We start from the raw sequence: 17,406 nt of genomic DNA on the forward strand, positions 1-17,406 counted from the left end.
CAAGGAGACCGCCATGCACGTGCTCTACGGCATCAAGACCTGCGATACCTGCCGCAAGGCGCGCCGCGCCCTCGACGACCGGGGCGTGCCCTACCGCTGGCATGACCTGCGCGAGGATGGTCTCTCCGCCAGCCTGCTGGAATCCTGGCTGGAGCAGACCGCCTGGAGCAGCCTGCTCAACAAGCGCAGCACCAGCTGGCGCAACCTGAGCGATGAACAACGTGACAGCCTCGATGCCAATTCGGCACGCGCATTGATGCTGGAGCACCCGACCCTGATCAAGCGTCCCATTCTCGAGCGTCATCCCGCCGACAATGAGATGGATCTGGTGATCGGCTATGACAAGGCGGTCTACGAACCGCAGGACTGAGTTACCCCTTACACCACTGGACACCCCGGAGATTGACACGATGTTGAGCCTTGCCCTCGGAATCGGCACCCAGAACACCACCGGCGACTGGCTGGAAGTCTACTATCCTGCCCCGCTGTTCAAGCCGACCGCTGCCGTTGTTGACGCCGCTCGCAAGGCACTGGACGCACCGGCTGGCACCACCGCCACCAGCTTCCTGCCGGAACACTGCGCCGCCCTGGCCAGCGCCCTGCGCGACGCCGGTGACAGCGCCCAGGCCGAACTGGCCGAGAGCCTGGCCGCCAGCCAGCGCCCGCTGGTCGCCATGTTCATCGAGGAAGATGCCGCCCCGCAGAGCGTGCCGGAGGTCTACCTCAAGCTGCATCTGCTGTCTCACCGTATGGTGCGCCCGCACGGCATCGACCTGACCGGCATGTTCGGTCTGCTCAAGAATGTCGCCTGGACCAGCGAAGGCGCCATCGACATCGAAGAACTGCCGGCGCGTCGCCTCAAGGCCCGCCTGGAAGGCCGGACCCTGTCCGTGGACTGTGTCGACAAGTTCCCGAAGATGACCGACTACGTGGTGCCGACCGGCATTCGTATCGCCGATACCGCGCGTGTGCGCCTGGGCGCCTACCTGGGCGAAGGCACCACCGTGATGCACGAAGGGTTCTGCAACTTCAATGCCGGTACCGAAGGTCCGGGCATGATCGAAGGCCGCATCTCCGCGGGCGTCTTCGTCGGCAAGGGGTCTGATCTGGGCGGCGGTTGCTCCACCATGGGCACCCTGTCCGGTGGCGGCAACATCGTCATCAAGGTCGGTGAAGGCTGCCTGATCGGCGCCAATGCCGGTATCGGCATCCCGCTGGGCGATCGCTGCACCGTGGAAGCTGGCCTCTACATCACCGCCGGCACCAAGGTCATGGTCTTCGACAACGAAGGCCAGGAAGTCGAGACGGTTGCGGCCCGTGAGCTGGCGAGCCAGGACGACCTGCTGCTGCGCCGCAACTCCGTCACCGGCCGTGTCGAGTGCCGCACCAACAAGAGCGCCATCGCGCTCAATGATGCCCTGCACGCCCACAACTGAGGCGTGTGACGACAGCCTGCCGGAGACTCCCTCTCTGGCAGGCCGTCATGGTATTTCCCGGCTCGGGCAGCAGCGTCTGGGCCGGCGTGAAGACACTTCGCCTCTCCCCGAATTTCGCGCTGTCGCTCCTCGCGATGACGCCTGCAGCGATGGCCCATGATGACTGATTCAAACGCACCGCTTCCGCCACGCCCCGCCGATCTGTCTCCGACGCTGGAGCTGGCCTTCGATCTCATCTCACGCCCCTCGGTCACGCCGGACGACCTGGACTGCCAGACCCTGATGATCGAACGCCTCGAGGCGCTGGGCTTCACCATCACGCGGCTGCCCTTCGGCGATGTCGACAACTTCTGGGCAGTACGTGGACATCATGGTCCGGTGCTGGCCTTCGCCGGCCACACCGATGTCGTGCCGACAGGCCCGGAAGCCAACTGGCAGTATCCGCCGTTCTCGCCGTGCATCGATGATGCCGGCTTCCTGTGTGGCCGTGGCGCCGCCGACATGAAGGGTTCACTGGCCGCGATGCTGACTGCCACCGAGCGCTTCGTGACCGCCAACCCGGACCACGAAGGACGCATCGCCTTCCTGATCACCTCCGACGAGGAAGGCCCGGCGGTTCACGGCACTCGTGCAGTGGTCGAGTACTTGCGTGAGCATCATGAGCGCCTCGATTACTGCATCGTCGGCGAACCGTCCTCCACCGACTACGCCGGGGACGTGATCAAGAATGGCCGTCGCGGCTCGCTGGGTGCAGTCATGCACATCAAGGGCATCCAGGGCCATGTGGCCTACCCGCATCTGGCGCGCAACCCGATCCACGATGCCGCCCCGGCCCTGGCTGACCTGGCTGCCGAGCATTGGGACAACGGCAATGACTTCTTCCCGGCGACCAGCTTCCAGATCTCCAACATCCGTGGCGGTACCGGCGCGACCAACGTCATCCCCGGCGAGCTGGAAGTGGTCTTCAACTTCCGTTACTCCACCGAGCTGACCGCCGATGACCTCAAGCGCCGCACCTATGAGATCCTCGAGAAGCACGGTCTGGACGTCGAGATCGAGTGGAACCTGAGCGGCGAGCCCTTCCTGACGCCGGAAGGCGCGCTGGTCGATGCGGCCGTGCACGGCGTGGAACGCGCACTGGGACGCAAGCCTGTCCTGTCCACCTCAGGCGGCACCTCCGATGGTCGCTTCATCGCCACTCTCGGCACTCAGGTCGTCGAGCTGGGGCCGGTCAATGCGACCATCCACAAGATCGATGAACGCGTCATGGCCAGCGATCTGGACCGACTCTCCAGCGCCTACGAGCACATCCTGGAATATCTGTTTGTCCCCGCGACCCAAGAGACCACGGCATGAGCGACACCCCGCACAATGACGCCGATGAGCAATATCCGGACATCGAGATCTACCTCAAGCCCTTGAGCCTGGAAGCACTGGGCGCCTGGCTGGGCGAGCAGTTCGGTCAGGTCGTCGTCTTCCAGCCGGCCGGCAAGCTGCAACACCGTACGCGCCTCACGCGAGATGGCGCCGAGATCGCGGTGCTGGTTGTCGAGAAAGTCGCCGATGGCTTTGCCAGCCTGTGGTTCGACAGCGCCAGCACCCCTTGGGCGCGCGATGTCGACTGCGCACGCGCCGCCGCTCGGGCCCTGCAGGTCGAGACGCGCTGCTCGCTGGGCAGCTGGCAGCCCGGTGATGAGCCGGACCGCTTCTTCCGCGTCATGGCTGATGGCAGCGAAGAGGCCTTCACCTGGCCGGACAAGGGCTGAGTGACCCGTCCCTTCCGGCAAGACAAGCCCTGAAACGACAACGCCCCGCAGGCTGGCCTGCGGGGCGTTGTCGTCTTTCACTGAGCGAGTCAGCGATCAGGTGATGACCGTCACGTCATCCGCCTGCAGGCCACGCTCATTGCTGATGACGTGGTAACGCACTTTCTGACCTTCGGCCAAGGTACGGTGGCCCTTGCCACGTATGGCACGGAAGTGAACGAAGACATCTTCACCACTTTCACGGGTCACGAAACCGTAGCCCTTGTTGACGTTGAACCACTTGACCTCGCCGATCTCACGATCGTCGTCCTCGACTTCAGCCAGTACCGCAGAGCGCGGAGACAGCACCGGAATGGCAAGCGTCGCGATCAACAGCAGGATGAACACGGCCGCGACGGCAGCCGCGTACGCCAGCTCGAAGCCCTCGACGCTAAGCGCCTGGCTCAGGGTGTCGGCCAGCTGGCCGCCGGTCAGGGTGATGAAGACAGCAATCAGCAATGGTGCCGGCAGTGCCAGCAGCAGGCTGATGATGAAACAACGGAAGAACGTCTTGGAACTCATCAAGATAAACTCTCTAGGTAATGGGTGGAGGTGTAACGCGAGGGCAGAAATGAGTGCTTCGGATGATCCCTATCAGAATGTTCTGCCCTTGATCGCAATGGACAGCGCCTGACCGCACGACAGGGTTACAGCAGCTATCGTCAGTCGGGAAACTGCCTGAATGCAGCGCCTCACGGCGGTGCCCGTCACCGTCACCGTCACCGATACACGCGAAGATACCTGTGCATCGCTCTGGTGACGTCGTGGCTCGTGATGCAGGTAACTCCACATCAGTCGATGGAACCGGCCCTGTCAATGACGCGCGAAGCGCAGGCGATCGAAGGCCGTCAATGGGTGCGATATACGAAAAACAAGTCAATCGCACTGTCAACAGTCTATCACGCCTCTTCCTGATGCGTCTGAGGCAACTCAGTGACAATCCTTAAACACTTTGCGGCACTTCGACAACGATCCTGGCAATGTTCCCGGCAACGACCGCAGCAACGATTCGGCGTGCCATCGTTCAGAAATCCTGGCATGAGTCGTCATCCAACGGCGGCCGTTTCCCCCTCTTGTCCCACCGCCCACACGGACCATTACCTCACCCTCTGGAGCCCAGATGCATGACAACCTCGACTGATCCCAACTTGGAAGCCCGACTGGAAGCACTGGAATCGCGCCTCGCGCATCAGGATGACTGGCTCGAGACCCTCGATCGCACCGTCATCGCCCAGCAGCGCCAGATAGATACCCTCGAGCGCCTCACCGCGCTGATGGCCAGCCAGCTCCGCACCCTGCGCGAACAGCAAGGCGATGCAGACTCGACAGCAACTTTCAGTGCGCAGCCACACGACGAGCTGCCACCCCATTACTGAGCCTCAGCCCTCCCAGCCAATTCCTGACAGGGCCTTGAACGCAGACCGGCCCCGCAGCGAGGCTGCGGGGCCGGTCGGGCAGTGCTGAATCAGACTTTCTTGAATCAGTCAGTGTTGCTACAGACTGGGCGATCTCAGGCGATGAGGCCGTCCAGATAACGCTCGGCATCCAGCGCCGCCATGCAGCCGGTACCGGCAGAGGTGATCGCCTGACGGTAGACATGGTCCATCACATCGCCGCAGGCATAGACGCCGGGGATGCTGGTCTGGGTGGCATTGCCTTCCAGACCGGACTGGACCTTGAGATAGCCGCCCTGCATCTCGAGCTGGCCTTCGAACAGGCTGGTATTCGGACGGTGGCCGATGGCGATGAACACGCCCATCGAGCTCAACTCCTTGGTGGCGCCGCTTTCGACATGACGCAGACGCACGCCGGTGACACCGGAGTTGTCGCCCAGCACTTCGTCGAGGGTGTGGTGCCATTCGACCGCCATGTTGCCGTTCTCGACCTTGTCGAACAACTTGTCCTGCAGGATCTTCTCGGCGCGTAGGCTGTCACGGCGATGCACCAACGTGACCTTGGAGGCGATGTTGGACAGGTACAGCGCTTCCTCGACAGCGGTGTTGCCACCACCGACCACCACGACTTCCTGATTGCGATAGAAGAAGCCGTCACAGGTCGCACAGGCCGAGACGCCCTGGCCCATGAACTGCTGCTCACTCGGCAGCCCCAGGTACTGCGCGCTGGCGCCGGTAGCGATGATCAGGGCGTCACAGCTGTAGCTGCCGTTGTCGCCCTTGAGCAGGAAGGGGCGCTCACCGAGGGTCACTTCATTGATGTGATCGAACAGGATCTCGGTCTCGAAGCGCTCGGCGTGACGGCGCATGCGCTCCATCAGCTCCGGCCCCTGCACGCCGGCATCATCACCCGGCCAGTTGTCGACATCGGTGGTAGTGGTCAGCTGGCCACCCATCTGCATGCCGGTGATCAACAGCGGTTTGAGATTGGCACGCGCGGCATAGACGGCAGCGGTGTAACCCGCCGGGCCGGAACCAAGGATGATCAGACGTTCGTGACGGACATTGCTCATGGATGACCTCGAGACAGATAAAGGCGGAGAAATTCACCAGTCGCCGCAGCGACGGCTGATGATCAATGTGCTGAGCGATACGGACAGCGAGCGCGATCGGCATGGCTCAGGACACGGTGGTGATGGAACGGAGGACTGCGCAGAGTAGCGCAGACGGGCCAGGCTTTCAGCACTGCGCTCAGACCGGCATCGCAGATGCTTATGACGCAAGCTTCAGATACACGGAAGCCGCCGCCAGGGGCGACGGCTTCGGGTTCGCCTGCCTGTCGATACTCTCACGCAGAGGTGTCGAAGGCAGGCGCTCGATCAGTCAGCCATGGAATGCATGCACTGATCTCGTCCAGTAGCGACTTACAGGCTGCTGGAGTGGCCTGCCAGGTACTTGGCAACACCTTCAGCGGTGTCCTTCATGCCTTCCTGACCTTCTTCCCAGCCTGCCGGGCAGACTTCGCCGTTGGTCTGGTGGAACTGCAGGGCCTTGACCATGCGGACCATCTCGTCGACGTTACGACCCAGCGGCAGGTTGTTGACGACCTGGTGCTGAACGACACCATCTTCGTCGATCAGGAAGGAAGCGCGCAGAGCGACGCCAGCTTCCGGGTGCTCGATGCCGTATGCCTGGGTGACTTCGTGCTTGACGTCAGCCACGATCGGGAAGCCGACTTCACCGATGCCGCCAGCGTCCGGAGAGGTCTTGCGCCATGCGTGGTGAGTGAACTGGGAATCGATGGACACACCGATGACCTCGACGCCGAGTTCCTTGAACTTCGCCAGACGGTTGTCGTGGGCGATGATTTCAGACGGGCAAACGAAGGTGAAGTCCAGCGGCCAGAAGAACAGCACGCGCAGCTTGCCGTTGGAATCAGACAGCTTGTAGTTGTCGACGATGGTACCGTCGCCCAGCACTGCTGCGGCTTCGAAATCCGGGGCCTGACGTCCGACCAATACGCTCATGGTGATCTCCTGAGGAATAATGATGATAAAGGCAGCGGACCGCCTTTGTGATGAATCGCCACACAGACTAATCGCCACGTGTGGCAGATGCCAAATGTTTGCTGCAATCGTCACCATAGAGATTGCCTATGGCAGCTCGATGACGCCAACAGCGAGTGTCGGGATCATAAGTGACCTTGGCTGCAGAATACAGCATCTACCGCGCCCTGCCCCCTGCAAGCCTGTCACTTTGCGCCACTGACGCCTGCCGGCACCGGCTCCTGCGTGGCGTGAGTGCGAGATGCCGTCACAGCACGTCGTCATCCTGGCCGATATCCAGCCCTTCGAGCTCACCGCTGACCGGGTCGACCTGCTGGCGCACCTGGATCGGCTGACAGCAACGCTCGCAGTCGATGATGTTGGTCAGACTGCCCTCGTCCAGATCCAGGAACACCGTGAAAGGCGTGTCGCAGTAGGGGCAGTGGATTTCCGCCTCATGCAGCGCCTCATTGACCGCTCCTTCCTGCCTGTCTTCCAGCAACTCATGGCCCGGCCATTCATCGGACTGTCCCGAGGAATGCTCCGCCAGCCACTGTTCGACCGCCGCATCCAGAACCTCATCATCTTCCGGCAGCTCACCGGACTCGCTCGGTCTGCGCCCTTGTTCATTCATGACAGCCTCCATTGTGCCTGATGGTGAACGCGACGGACGTTGCGGACGGGCCCGTCTGGGGTGCCACCGTTCTGGATACCCCTGCCCCGGATACCACTGACCCGGATACCTCAGAGGCCGCATTCACGCCGCATGAGAGTCGTGGCGGCAAACTCTATGGCAGCGAACGCGACGCAGGGTTCCTTGCGTCACACTATCCTCGATGATGGTGTGCGCTTGAATTCCTGTCACATGATGACCATAGCCTTATACAGGTAACCATACGCGACCTGGCAGTCGCTCTCGCGACGCGTCGCATCCGGCCAAGGCACCTGACGCGCCTGTTGGATGACACTTCAGCAGTCTGGCCGGTGAAGACAACGACAAGGAGGAGAATCATGGGTTCCCAGCGCTCTCAGTCACTGGATTCGCTTGACACCCTCTCCGAGCTGGAAGTCGGAGACAAGCGCTATCACTACTACTCGCTAAAGAAGGCGGCCGACACGCTTGGCGACCTGACACGACTGCCCTTCACGCTCAAGGTGCTACTGGAAAACCAGCTGCGCTTCGAGGACGGTGAAACCGCGACCAAGGAAGACATCAAGGCACTGGCCGACTGGCAGAAGACCGCCTCCAGCACCCATGAGATCGGCTATCGTCCAGCGCGCGTGCTGATGCAGGACTTCACCGGCGTACCCGGTGTGGTCGACCTGGCCTCCATGCGTGATGCCGTCAAGAAACTCGGCGCCGACCCCGAGAAGGTCAATCCGCTGACTCCGGTGGACCTGGTCATCGACCACTCGGTGATGGTGGATCACTACGGCGATCCGAGCGCCTTCAAGGACAACGTGCGCATCGAGATGGAGCGCAACCGCGAACGTTACGAGTTTCTGCGCTGGGGCCAGCAGGCCTTCGACAACTTCTCCGTCGTCCCGCCAGGCACCGGTATCTGCCATCAGGTGAACCTGGAATACCTCGGCCGCGCTGTCTTCACCCGCGAAGTGGATGGCAAGACCTTCGCCTACCCCGACACCCTGGTCGGCACCGACTCCCATACCACCATGATCAACGGCCTCGGCGTTCTCGGCTGGGGCGTCGGCGGTATCGAGGCGGAAGCCGCGATGCTCGGTCAGCCGGTCTCGATGCTGATTCCGGAAGTGGTCGGCTTCAAGCTGACCGGCAAGCTCAACGAAGGCATCACCGCGACTGACCTGGTACTGACCGTCACCCAGATGCTGAGAAGCCGTGGCGTGGTCGGCAAATTCGTCGAGTTCTACGGTGATGGCCTGGATGACCTGCCGCTGGCCGACCGCGCGACCATCGCCAACATGGCGCCGGAGTATGGCGCTACCTGCGGCTTCTTCCCGCTGGATGACGAGACGCTCAACTACATGCGTCTGTCCGGTCGCTCCGATGAGCAGGTCGCGCTGGTCGAGGCCTATGCCAAGGAGCAGGGCCTGTGGCGCGAGCCGGGTCACGAGCCGGTCTTCTCCGATACGCTCGAGCTGGACATGACTGATGTCGTCGCCTCCCTCGCCGGCCCCAAACGCCCGCAGGACCGCGTCGCGCTCACTGACATCAAGCAGACCTTCGAGAAGATTCTCGGCGATCAACTGGGAGAAGTGCCGGACATCGAGGACGGCAAGTGGCTGTCCGAAGGTGGCCAGACCGCCGTCGATGTCGAGCAGAGCTACGACAAGCAGAGCGAGGTGAAGAACGGCGATTACAGCGAGCTGAATGGCGAGACCTTCCGCCTCGACCACGGCGATGTGGTCATCGCCGCCATCACCTCCTGCACCAACACCTCCAACCCCAGCGTGATGCTGGCGGCAGGCCTGGTGGCACGCAAGGCGCGTGAGAAAGGCCTGAGCAGCAAGCCGTGGGTCAAGACCTCTCTGGCGCCGGGCTCCAAGGTCGTCACCGACTACCTGGCGACTGCCGGCGTGCAGGATGACCTCAACGAGCTGGGCTTCAACCTGGTCGGCTATGGCTGCACCACCTGTATCGGCAACTCCGGGCCGCTGCCGGAACCGGTCGAGGACGCCATCAATGCGCGCGACCTGACGGTCGCCTCGGTGCTGTCGGGCAACCGCAACTTCGAGGGACGCGTGCATCCCAACGTGCGTACCAACTGGCTGGCGTCGCCGCCCCTGGTGGTCGCCTATGCTCTCGCCGGCACCGTGCGGGTCGATCTCTCCAAGGAGCCGCTGGGCAAGGACACCGAGGGCAATGACGTCTTCCTCAAGGACATCTGGCCGAGTCAGGCCGAGATCGCCGAGGCCGTCGAGCAGGTGCGTACCGAGATGTATCGCAAGGAGTACGCCGAGGTCTTCGACGGTGATGAGACCTGGCAGGCCATCGACGTGCCGGAAGCCGAAGTGTATGAGTGGAAGGATTCCACCTACATCCAGCATCCGCCGTTCTTCGAAGGCATGCAGCGTGAGCCCGAAGCCGTTCAGGATGTCGAGAATGCCCGCGTGCTGGCGATGCTCGGTGACTCGGTGACCACCGACCACATCTCGCCGGCCGGCGCCATCAAGCCGGACAGCCCGGCGGGTCGCTACCTCAAGGAGAACGGGGTCGAGGTCAAGGACTTCAACTCCTACGGCTCGCGTCGCGGCAACCACGAAGTGATGATGCGCGGCACCTTCGCCAACGTGCGTATCCGCAACGAGATGCTCGATGGTGTCGAGGGCGGCGAGACCCGCCACGTGCCGTCCGGCGAGCAGATGGCCATCTACGATGCCGCCATGAAGTACGCCGAGGAAGGCACGCCGCTGGTGGTCGTCGCCGGCAAGGAGTACGGCACCGGCTCCTCACGTGACTGGGCCGCCAAGGGCACCCTGCTGCTGGGCGTGCGTGCGGTGATCGCCGAGTCCTACGAGCGCATCCACCGCTCCAACCTGATCGGTATGGGCGTGGTGCCGCTGCAGTTCCCACAAGGCGAGAGCCGCCAGTCGCTGGGGCTGACCGGTAATGAGGAAATCAGCATCAGCGGCCTGAATGACCTGACGGCCGGCGGCAAGGTCCAGGTCACCTTCAAGAGCGACAAGGGTGAGCAGAAGATCGAGGCGCTGTGCCGCATCGATACCGACAACGAGCTGGAGTACTACCGCCACGGCGGCATCCTCCACTACGTGCTGCGCGGCATGCTGTAACCCGCCAGCCGCTCACCGCAGCGCTGACTGCCACACAAAAGCCCCCGCAGGCATGGCCTGCGGGGGCTTCTTCATTTACGCAATCTGTACCATGCGCTCAATGACGGCGCAGGCGCGATCAGAACGCCTTGCGACGGTAGGCGCGGTAACGCGGCTGCCAGAAGTTCTTCTCGATGTTGGCCTGGATGATCTCGTCGCTGGAGGTCAGCGCCACGCCATCGGCCTGGGCCTGACGCGCCACGTCGAAGGCGATCTGGCGGCTGATATCCTGGATGTCGCCCAGTGACGGCAGCAGCGCGCCCTCGCCCTTCAGGACGATGGGAGCGTTATTGGCCAGCGCGTTGGCGGCGGCCATCAGCATGTTGTCGGTGATGCGCGAGGCATTGGACGCCAGCACACCCAGACCGATGCCCGGGAAGATGTAGGCATTGTTGCACTGAGCGATCGCGTGGGTGTGGCCATTGTGCTCGACCGGCGCGAACGGGCTGCCGGTGGCGACCAGCGCCTTGCCGTCGGTCCACTCGATGACTTCCGCCGGTGTCGCTTCGACGCGCGAGGTCGGGTTGGACAGCGGCATCACCAGCGGGCTCTCGCAGCCGGCCTGCACGGCACGGATCACGTCTTCGCTGAACAGGCCACGCTGGCCGGACACACCGATCAGCACGCTCGGCTTGGCGGCCTTGACCACATCCAGCAGGCCGCGGTCACCGAAGTCGGTCACGCTGTCGACGTCGTGGGCCAGACGGCTCTGGAAGTCGTAGAGGTCTTCCATGTCGCTGGTCAGCAGACCGAAGCGATCGACCATGAAGACGCGCTTGCGGGCCTCGGCCTCGTCCATGCCTTCCTTGACCATCGCCACCACGATCATCTCGGCGATACCGCAACCGGCGCTACCAGCACCCAGGAAGGTGACGCGCTGGTCGGAGAGCTTCTCGCCCTTGGCCTTGCAGGCAGCCATCAGGGTCGCGACCACGACGGAGGCGGTGCCCTGGATGTCGTCGTTGAAGCAGCAGACTTCATCGCGGTAACGCTCGAGCAGCGGCATGGCGTTGGCCTGCGCGAAGTCCTCGAACTGGATCATGGCCTTCGGCCAGCGGCGCTTCACGGCAGTGATGAACTCGGCCACGAAGGCGTTGTAGTCCTCACCGGTGACGCGCTCGTGACGCCAGCCCATGTAGCGCGGGTCGTCGAGTAGCTTCTGGTTGTTGGTGCCAAGATCCAGCGAGATCGGCAGCGTGTAGGCCGGGCTGATGCCGCCACAGGCGGTGTACAGTGACAGCTTGCCGATGGGGATACCCATGCCGCCGATACCCTGATCGCCCAGCCCCAGGATACGCTCGCCATCGGTGACGACGATGACCTTGACGTTGTCCTTGGTCGCGGAGCGCAGGATGTCATCCATGTGCTCGCGGTCCGGGTAGGAGATGAACAGGCCGCGGTGGTTGCGGTAGATGTTGGAGAACTCTTCGCACGCCTGACCGACGGTCGGGGTGTAGATGATCGGCATCATCTCCTCGAGGTGTTCCTCGATCACGCGGAAGAACAGGGTCTCGTTGTCGTCCTGCACCGAGCGCAACAGGATATGCTTGTCGAGGTCGGTGGCGCACTGCTGATACTGGCTGTAGACGCGCGCGACCTGCTCTTCGATGCTCTCGACATTCTGCGGCAGCAAGCCCATCAGATTGAAGCTGACACGCTCCTCGAGGCTGAAGGCGCTGCCCTTGTTGAGCAGCGGCATCTCGAGCAGGCTCGGGCCGGCGTAAGGAACATACAGGGCGCGCTTGGAAGTATCCGTCATGGCGAGACTCTTGAATCAGTGGGGACGACCTCACGCTCGGCAAGCTTCTCGGCATGCCGGCAGACAAGCGCAGCATGCCCGCTGAAGCACCGCAGAAGACCTGCTGGCAACCGGGCGTCCGAGGGACCTTTCGACGTGCAGTTTCCACGTGCGAACAAGGCATGATGATAGCACGCGCAGTGCTATCTCCGGCAGCCTGTGCAAGGTCGGCGTGCGTTGCGCAGACAAGGGTACTGCATGACGAGAAACGCCTCGCTCATCCCCCTGACGGGGAAGGAGCGAGGCGTTCGCGGTCACGTGCGAGGAATGGCTCAGGCCAGATCGGCACGCGATGCCGGCTTGCGCGGCGCAAGGGCGAAGAAGGGACGCAGCTTCACGCCCAGCATGTTGCCGACGAAGGCCATCACCAGCCACAGCCAGCCATGCAGGCTACCGGAGGAGATGCCGCCGAAGTAGGCGCCGATGTTGCAGCCGAAGGCCAACCGCGCGCCGTAGCCCAGCAGCAGGCCACCCAGCACGGCAGCCACCAGCGAGCGCAGCGGAATGTTCCACTTCGGTGCGAACTTGCCGGCCAGCAGCGCCGCCGCCAGCGCCCCCACCACGATGCCGATGTTCATTACCGTGGTGATGTCCGTGTAGAGCGGTGCCGCCAGTGCCTTGGCATTGCCCGCCGCCTGCCAGTAACCCCAGTCACTGACATCGAAGCCCAGCGTGGTGTAGACCTTGGTGCCCCACAGCGCGAAGGCCGAGGTGATACCCCACGGACGCCCGGCCAGTGCCAGGGTGGCGAAGTTGAGCAGCGCCAGCGCCACGGCACCCGCCAGCAATGGCCAGGGGCCGCGCAGGAAACGTGACAGGCCACGCGGCTGACTATCGGTCACGGCGGCCTTCTCGAGCTCACCGTGACGACGCTTCTCCAGCGTGCGTGTCACCAGCACGATGATGGCGAACAGCACCAGGCTGACGATGATGCCGCCCAGTGCACCGAAGCTGTCCACCAGCGAGACGGCGGGCAACGACGGCAAGCTCTGCCACCAACTGAAGTGCGCGGTGCCGATCACCGAGCCGACGCAGAAGAAGATCAGGGTGACCACCATGCGCGCATTGCCGCCGCCGACGGTGAACAGCGTGCCCGAGGCGCAACCGCCACCCAGCTGCATGCCGAGGCCGAACAGGAAGGCGCCGACCACGACGGAGGTGCCCAGCGGCGAGACGAAGCCGGAGACGTCCTGCCCCCACAGGCTGCCCGCTGCCAATACCGGGAAGAACAGCACCACGGCGATCGCCAGCATCAGCATCTGGGCACGCAGGCCGCGACCACGACGCTCGGTGATGAACACTCGCCAGGCGGAGGTGAAGCCGAAGGCCGCGTGATAGAGCACCACGCCCAGCGCGCCACCGATCAGCAACAGCAGGCCCTGGCGCCAGCCGGCGACCAGACTCAGCAGCACGGAGGCAATGACCAGCAGCCCACCCGCCCAGACGGCGCGAGGATTGATGGCGGTAGTTGGCTGGACAGGCTCACTGGCCTTGCCCGGCATCGCGTGTTGACTCATGTCGTACCCCCTTGTGTATTCAGCATGCTTCGAGCATTGATGCGGCAAGCCTAACGCTTCGCTTTATAGCTGTGAATGAATTTACAGCATGCTTTTCATTCCCTTCAGGTATATACCTGACATCACGCCCCGGATGCCATCAGCACGACAGCCCCGATGACGCCGCCCTCTGAAGCGACGGCGCCAGTAACAGAAACCCCCGCCATCCGGGAAGATGACGGGGGCCGATCGAGCAGCGTGGACAGGCGATCTAGAGGAAGTTGCCCAGACCTACAGCGCGACGCAGACGCTCCATCATCGGTGCGGCCTCTTCACGGGCACGCTCGGCGCCACGCTTGAGGATCGCCTCGACGTGCGCCGGGTCTTCCATCAGCTCGACGTAACGCTCGCGCGGCGCCTTGAGGTGATCATTCAGGTATTCGAACAGCTGGTTCTTGGCGTCGCCCCAGCCGATGCCGGCCGCGTACTGCTCACGCATGGCAGCGACTTCCGCCTCGGTGGCGAAGGCCGAATAGATCTGGAACAGCGAACAGGTATCCGGGTCCTTCGGCTCGCCCGGCTCCAGCGAGTTGGTCTTGATCTTGCGCACACTCTTGAGCAGCTGCTTCTCGGTGCCGAACAGCGGAATGGTGTTGTTGTAGCTCTTGGACATCTTGCGGCCATCGAGGCCCAGCAGCAGCTGGGATTTCTCGTCGGTCACCGCCTCGGGCATGGTGAAGTAGTTGCCCTTGAAGAGGTGGTTGAAGCGTCCAGCCATGTCGCGCGCCATCTCGATGTGCTGGATCTGGTCACGCCCCACCGGCACCTTGTGGGCATTGAACATGAGGATATCCGCCGCCATCAGCACCGGATAGCTGAACAGACCCATGTTGATGCCGCGATCGAGATCATCGATGCCCGCTTCCTCATTCTCGGCCACGGCGCCCTTGTAGGCATGCGCACGGTTCATCAAGCCCTTGGCGCACACGCAGTTGAGCAGCCACATCAGCTCCGGGATTTCCGGCACGTCCGACTGGCGGTAGAAGATGGCATTGTCGGTGTCCAGACCCAGTGCCAGCCAGGTGGCGGCGATCTCACGACGCGACTCCTGCACGCGCTTCGGGTCCTGGCACTTGATCAGAGCGTGGAAGTCGGCGAGGAAGTAGAAGGACTGGACCGTCGGGTCCTGACTGGCTTCGATGGCAGGCTTGATGGCGCCGACATAGTTGCCGAGATGAGGGGTGCCGGTGGTCGTGATGCCGGTAAGAACGCGGGTCTTGGTCATGGATGCACTTCTTGGGCGTCTGGGTCGGGAGGTCGTGCCGCGGGGCCGCACTCGCTCACAATGGATCACGACAGGTCGCGGCAACGCCCGCTCGAATCCCTCGAACGCAGCCACCATGACCTGTCGCTATATGTCCCACATCTTACCCTGAGGCGTGCAGCCTTCGTAAGGGCCGGCGCGCCTGACTCACTCCTTCGCCAGCGCCTCGGCGAGCGCAGTGACCGGCATGTCGAAGGCCTCGCCGACTTCCGGCAGGATCAATTGCCCCGCGTGCACATTGAGGCCCGCGGCAAAGTGGCTGTCCCGGCTCAGCACCTCGCGATAGCCGCCATTGGCGAGGCGCACGATATACGGCAGCGTCGCGCTGGTCAGCGCCTGGGTCGAGGTACGTGCCACCGCGCCGGGCATGTTGGCCACGCAGTAATGCACGATGCCATCCACCACGTAGGTCGGCTCGGCGTGGGTGGTCGCCTGGCTGGTCTCGAAGCAGCCGCCCTGATCGATGGCGACATCCACCAGCACGGCGCCTAGCGTCATCTTGCGCAGATGCTCGCGGCGAATCAGCTTGGGGGCCGCCGCCCCGGGCACCAGCACGGCACCGATGATCAATGCCGATTGCCGCACCGCTTCCTCCAGCGCCTCGGAGGTCGAGTAGACGGTACGAATCTGGCCCTGATAGCGATGGTCCAGCGTCTCGAGACGCGCCAGTGAGGTATCGAGAATCACCACCTCGGCGCCCAGCCCCAGCGCCATGCGTGCCGCGTTCTCCCCCACCACGCCACCGCCGATCACCGTGACCCGCGCCGGCGGCACACCGGGCACGCCGGGCAACAGCACGCCCATGCCACCCTGCGCCTTCTCCAGCGCGTGCGCGCCGGCCTGGATCGCCATGCGTCCGGCGACACGACTCATGGGTGCCAGCAGCGGCAGGCCTCCGTCGGCATCCGTGATGGTCTCGTAGGCGATGGCCGTCACGCCGCTCTCCAGCAGGCCCTCGGTCAGCTCACGGGCGGCGGCCAGATGCAGATAGGTGAACAGGGTCTGGCCGCGGGCGAGCCGGGCGACCTCGGCCGGCTGCGGCTCCTTGACCTTGAGAATCAGCTCGGCGTCGCGAAAGACCCGCTCGACGTCCGACTCAAGACGCGCGCCCACGCCCTGGTATTCGGCATCGGGGTAGCCACTGCCCTCCCCGGCACCAGACTCGACGATCACCTCATGGCCCTGGGCGATCAGCTCACGCACGCCGGCAGGCGTGAGGGCGACGCGATACTCGTGGTTCTTGATTTCCTTCGGCACGGCAATCTGCATGGTGAACTCCTTGCACTGCTGGCGGAATACACTGACGTCATCACGACGCCTGCTACAAGCACAGCAGACTCGTCAGCGTCTTGCCAATCAGATACCAGCAAGATTCACCAAAACACGCCAATGATGCAGTGGAATGCGAGGAATCATCGCTGACTGACAGTTTCCTCGCTCACCAGCGCCGCCGAATAGCATTCACGATAGGCTCCGGGCATGCGTCGGGCACGTCCGCTCGAGAGCTCGATGCAGACAAAGCGAGTACGCGCCTCCAGCAGTGTCTGGCCATCAGCGCAACGGCGCAGCTGGAAACGACGCGTCAGACTCAGGCGACCATCGCAATCCACCAGCCAGGTCGCCAGCATCAGCGAATCGCCAAGTCGTGCGCTGGCCAGATAGTCGATCTCGTGACGGTGTACTGCCATGCCGCGGTCCTGCTCACGGTAGTGCTCGAGACCAAGCCCCAACGCTTCAGAGTGTGCCCAGCTGATGTCCTCCAGCCAGCGCACATACTCGGCATTGTTGACGTGACCATAACCATCCAGCGCCTTCTTCTTCACGCTGATCGGCAACAGGAACGGCCGTGGCAGCGCCCAGCCGGGGAAATCTTGCGTCAACGGCGGCGCGTCGCTCGCCTTCGGGGCGCCTTTGCTCATGCCACGAACTCCGGGTCCTCATCGCGCGGGGGCGCCTGTGGTGCGGGCTGCTGCGGCGCGCTTGCCCCACACGCCCAGCACTCGCTGAAGCTGCCCTCGAGACGCTCGCCACAGGCACACTGCCAATCCGGCAGGGGCGGCGCGGCCTCGATGCTCGCCAGCAGGCGGCGGGCACGTGGAAGGTCATGCTCTGCCACCCACAGCTGGGGCTCGCAGTCGAGCACGGGCAACTCGCCCGCGGCCGAGCCGAGCAGGCGATTGCGCAGCTCACAGGGGATGCCCTCGCTTTCCAGCAGGTTGCGCCAGTGATCGAGCAGCACGAGATTGTGATGAGATGTCAGTCGTCTATACATGCCGTCAGACTATCAGAGTCCATGAG

Annotated in this window: 16 protein-coding genes; 6 read left to right on the forward strand and 10 right to left on the reverse strand. The window is 63.4% G+C overall.

What is annotated here, in order from left to right; translation table 11 throughout:
• The first annotated feature begins 13 nt into the window (after nt 1–13).
• From QQF40_RS09495 to QQF40_RS09510, 4 genes are all read left to right on the forward strand, one after another.
• The gene (locus QQF40_RS09495; RefSeq protein WP_043333033.1) at nt 14–370 is read left to right on the forward strand and encodes an ArsC family reductase; all 357 of its coding nucleotides are present in this window, start codon (nt 14–16) and stop codon (nt 368–370) included.
• 40 nt (nt 371–410) lie between these two features.
• Nucleotides 411–1,436: a 2,3,4,5-tetrahydropyridine-2,6-dicarboxylate N-succinyltransferase gene (gene dapD, locus QQF40_RS09500; RefSeq protein WP_285461162.1), complete on the forward strand. Its 1,026-nt coding sequence runs from the start codon at nt 411–413 to the stop codon at nt 1,434–1,436.
• Between the two features lie 156 nt (nt 1,437–1,592).
• Nucleotides 1,593–2,792, forward strand: a complete 1,200-nt coding sequence (gene dapE, locus QQF40_RS09505; RefSeq protein ID WP_282627907.1) for a succinyl-diaminopimelate desuccinylase — start codon at nt 1,593–1,595, stop codon at nt 2,790–2,792.
• Nucleotides 2,789–3,202, forward strand: a complete 414-nt coding sequence (locus QQF40_RS09510; RefSeq protein ID WP_043333036.1) for a hypothetical protein — start codon at nt 2,789–2,791, stop codon at nt 3,200–3,202. Before dapE ends, QQF40_RS09510 begins: the two co-directional genes overlap by 4 nt.
• A 96-nt stretch (nt 3,203–3,298) precedes the next feature.
• Here QQF40_RS09510 and QQF40_RS09515 read toward each other — a convergent pair whose 3' ends face one another.
• Nucleotides 3,299–3,763: a cold-shock protein gene (locus QQF40_RS09515; RefSeq protein ID WP_043333039.1), complete on the reverse strand. Its 465-nt coding sequence runs from the start codon at nt 3,761–3,763 to the stop codon at nt 3,299–3,301.
• 602 nt (nt 3,764–4,365) lie between these two features.
• Between QQF40_RS09515 and QQF40_RS09520 the strand changes: the two genes are divergently transcribed.
• Nucleotides 4,366–4,617 carry a SlyX family protein gene (locus QQF40_RS09520; protein ID WP_285461163.1) on the forward strand — a complete coding sequence of 84 codons (252 nt, stop codon included), beginning with the start codon at nt 4,366–4,368 and terminating at the stop codon, nt 4,615–4,617.
• Nucleotides 4,618–4,751: 134 nt separating this feature from the next.
• Here QQF40_RS09520 and trxB read toward each other — a convergent pair whose 3' ends face one another.
• From trxB to QQF40_RS09535, 3 genes are all read right to left on the reverse strand, one after another.
• Entirely contained in the window at nt 4,752–5,708 is a 957-nt protein-coding gene (gene trxB, locus QQF40_RS09525) for a thioredoxin-disulfide reductase (protein ID WP_176678057.1), read from the reverse strand.
• 351 nt (nt 5,709–6,059) lie between these two features.
• A complete protein-coding gene (locus QQF40_RS09530; protein WP_043333044.1) occupies nt 6,060–6,662 on the reverse strand; it encodes a peroxiredoxin in 603 nt (200 codons plus the stop codon).
• Nucleotides 6,663–6,948: 286 nt separating this feature from the next.
• Nucleotides 6,949–7,314, reverse strand: a complete 366-nt coding sequence (locus QQF40_RS09535; RefSeq protein WP_175089683.1) for a zinc ribbon domain-containing protein — start codon at nt 7,312–7,314, stop codon at nt 6,949–6,951.
• A 377-nt stretch (nt 7,315–7,691) separates the two neighbouring features.
• Between QQF40_RS09535 and acnA the strand changes: the two genes are divergently transcribed.
• Nucleotides 7,692–10,451 (forward strand): aconitate hydratase AcnA, encoded by a 2,760-nt coding sequence (acnA, locus tag QQF40_RS09540; RefSeq protein WP_285461164.1) that lies wholly within the window; start codon nt 7,692–7,694, stop codon nt 10,449–10,451.
• 118 nt (nt 10,452–10,569) lie between these two features.
• Here the strand turns inward: acnA and QQF40_RS09545 are convergent, their stop codons facing one another.
• The 6 genes from QQF40_RS09545 to QQF40_RS09570 all read right to left on the reverse strand — a co-directional run bounded on the left by QQF40_RS09545 (nt 10,570) and on the right by QQF40_RS09570 (nt 17,380).
• Nucleotides 10,570–12,249 (reverse strand): NAD-dependent malic enzyme, encoded by a 1,680-nt coding sequence (locus QQF40_RS09545; RefSeq protein ID WP_175089685.1) that lies wholly within the window; start codon nt 12,247–12,249, stop codon nt 10,570–10,572.
• A gap of 311 nt (nt 12,250–12,560) precedes the next feature.
• Nucleotides 12,561–13,805, reverse strand: coding sequence for a YeeE/YedE family protein (locus QQF40_RS09550; protein WP_285461165.1), 1,245 nt, complete (start codon nt 13,803–13,805; stop codon nt 12,561–12,563).
• A gap of 250 nt (nt 13,806–14,055) precedes the next feature.
• The gene (locus QQF40_RS09555; RefSeq protein ID WP_285461166.1) at nt 14,056–15,069 is read right to left on the reverse strand and encodes a tryptophan--tRNA ligase; all 1,014 of its coding nucleotides are present in this window, start codon (nt 15,067–15,069) and stop codon (nt 14,056–14,058) included.
• 186 nt (nt 15,070–15,255) lie between these two features.
• Nucleotides 15,256–16,377, reverse strand: a complete 1,122-nt coding sequence (gene ald, locus QQF40_RS09560) for an alanine dehydrogenase (RefSeq protein WP_285461167.1) — start codon at nt 16,375–16,377, stop codon at nt 15,256–15,258.
• Between the two features lie 143 nt (nt 16,378–16,520).
• On the reverse strand, nt 16,521–17,027 hold the full coding sequence (locus QQF40_RS09565) for an acyl-CoA thioesterase (protein WP_175089688.1): 507 nt from the start codon (nt 17,025–17,027) through the stop codon (nt 16,521–16,523).
• Nucleotides 17,024–17,380 (reverse strand): putative signal transducing protein, encoded by a 357-nt coding sequence (locus QQF40_RS09570; RefSeq protein WP_175089689.1) that lies wholly within the window; start codon nt 17,378–17,380, stop codon nt 17,024–17,026. Before QQF40_RS09570 ends, QQF40_RS09565 begins: the two co-directional genes overlap by 4 nt.
• Nucleotides 17,381–17,406 lie beyond the last annotated feature (26 nt).

This window comes from Cobetia sp. LC6 (assembly GCF_030264805.1).
GTDB lineage: Bacteria > Pseudomonadota > Gammaproteobacteria > Pseudomonadales > Halomonadaceae > Cobetia.

Bases quoted from the DNA above. Each gene is read 5' to 3' on its own strand.
- QQF40_RS09495 (WP_043333033.1), top strand. From the start codon at position 14: ATGCACGTGCTCTACGGCATCAAGACCTGCGATACCTGCCGCAAGGCG.
- dapD (WP_285461162.1), top strand. From the start codon at position 411: ATGTTGAGCCTTGCCCTCGGAATCGGCACCCAGAACACCACCGGCGAC.
- dapE (WP_282627907.1), top strand. From the start codon at position 1,593: ATGATGACTGATTCAAACGCACCGCTTCCGCCACGCCCCGCCGATCTG.
- QQF40_RS09510 (WP_043333036.1), top strand. From the start codon at position 2,789: ATGAGCGACACCCCGCACAATGACGCCGATGAGCAATATCCGGACATC.
- QQF40_RS09515 (WP_043333039.1), bottom strand. From the start codon at position 3,763: ATGAGTTCCAAGACGTTCTTCCGTTGTTTCATCATCAGCCTGCTGCTG.
- QQF40_RS09520 (WP_285461163.1), top strand. From the start codon at position 4,366: ATGACAACCTCGACTGATCCCAACTTGGAAGCCCGACTGGAAGCACTG.
- trxB (WP_176678057.1), bottom strand. From the start codon at position 5,708: ATGAGCAATGTCCGTCACGAACGTCTGATCATCCTTGGTTCCGGCCCG.
- QQF40_RS09530 (WP_043333044.1), bottom strand. From the start codon at position 6,662: ATGAGCGTATTGGTCGGACGTCAGGCCCCGGATTTCGAAGCCGCAGCA.
- QQF40_RS09535 (WP_175089683.1), bottom strand. From the start codon at position 7,314: ATGAATGAACAAGGGCGCAGACCGAGCGAGTCCGGTGAGCTGCCGGAA.
- acnA (WP_285461164.1), top strand. From the start codon at position 7,692: ATGGGTTCCCAGCGCTCTCAGTCACTGGATTCGCTTGACACCCTCTCC.
- QQF40_RS09545 (WP_175089685.1), bottom strand. From the start codon at position 12,249: ATGACGGATACTTCCAAGCGCGCCCTGTATGTTCCTTACGCCGGCCCG.
- QQF40_RS09550 (WP_285461165.1), bottom strand. From the start codon at position 13,805: ATGAGTCAACACGCGATGCCGGGCAAGGCCAGTGAGCCTGTCCAGCCA.
- QQF40_RS09555 (WP_285461166.1), bottom strand. From the start codon at position 15,069: ATGACCAAGACCCGCGTTCTTACCGGCATCACGACCACCGGCACCCCT.
- ald (WP_285461167.1), bottom strand. From the start codon at position 16,377: ATGCAGATTGCCGTGCCGAAGGAAATCAAGAACCACGAGTATCGCGTC.
- QQF40_RS09565 (WP_175089688.1), bottom strand. From the start codon at position 17,027: ATGAGCAAAGGCGCCCCGAAGGCGAGCGACGCGCCGCCGTTGACGCAA.
- QQF40_RS09570 (WP_175089689.1), bottom strand. From the start codon at position 17,380: ATGTATAGACGACTGACATCTCATCACAATCTCGTGCTGCTCGATCAC.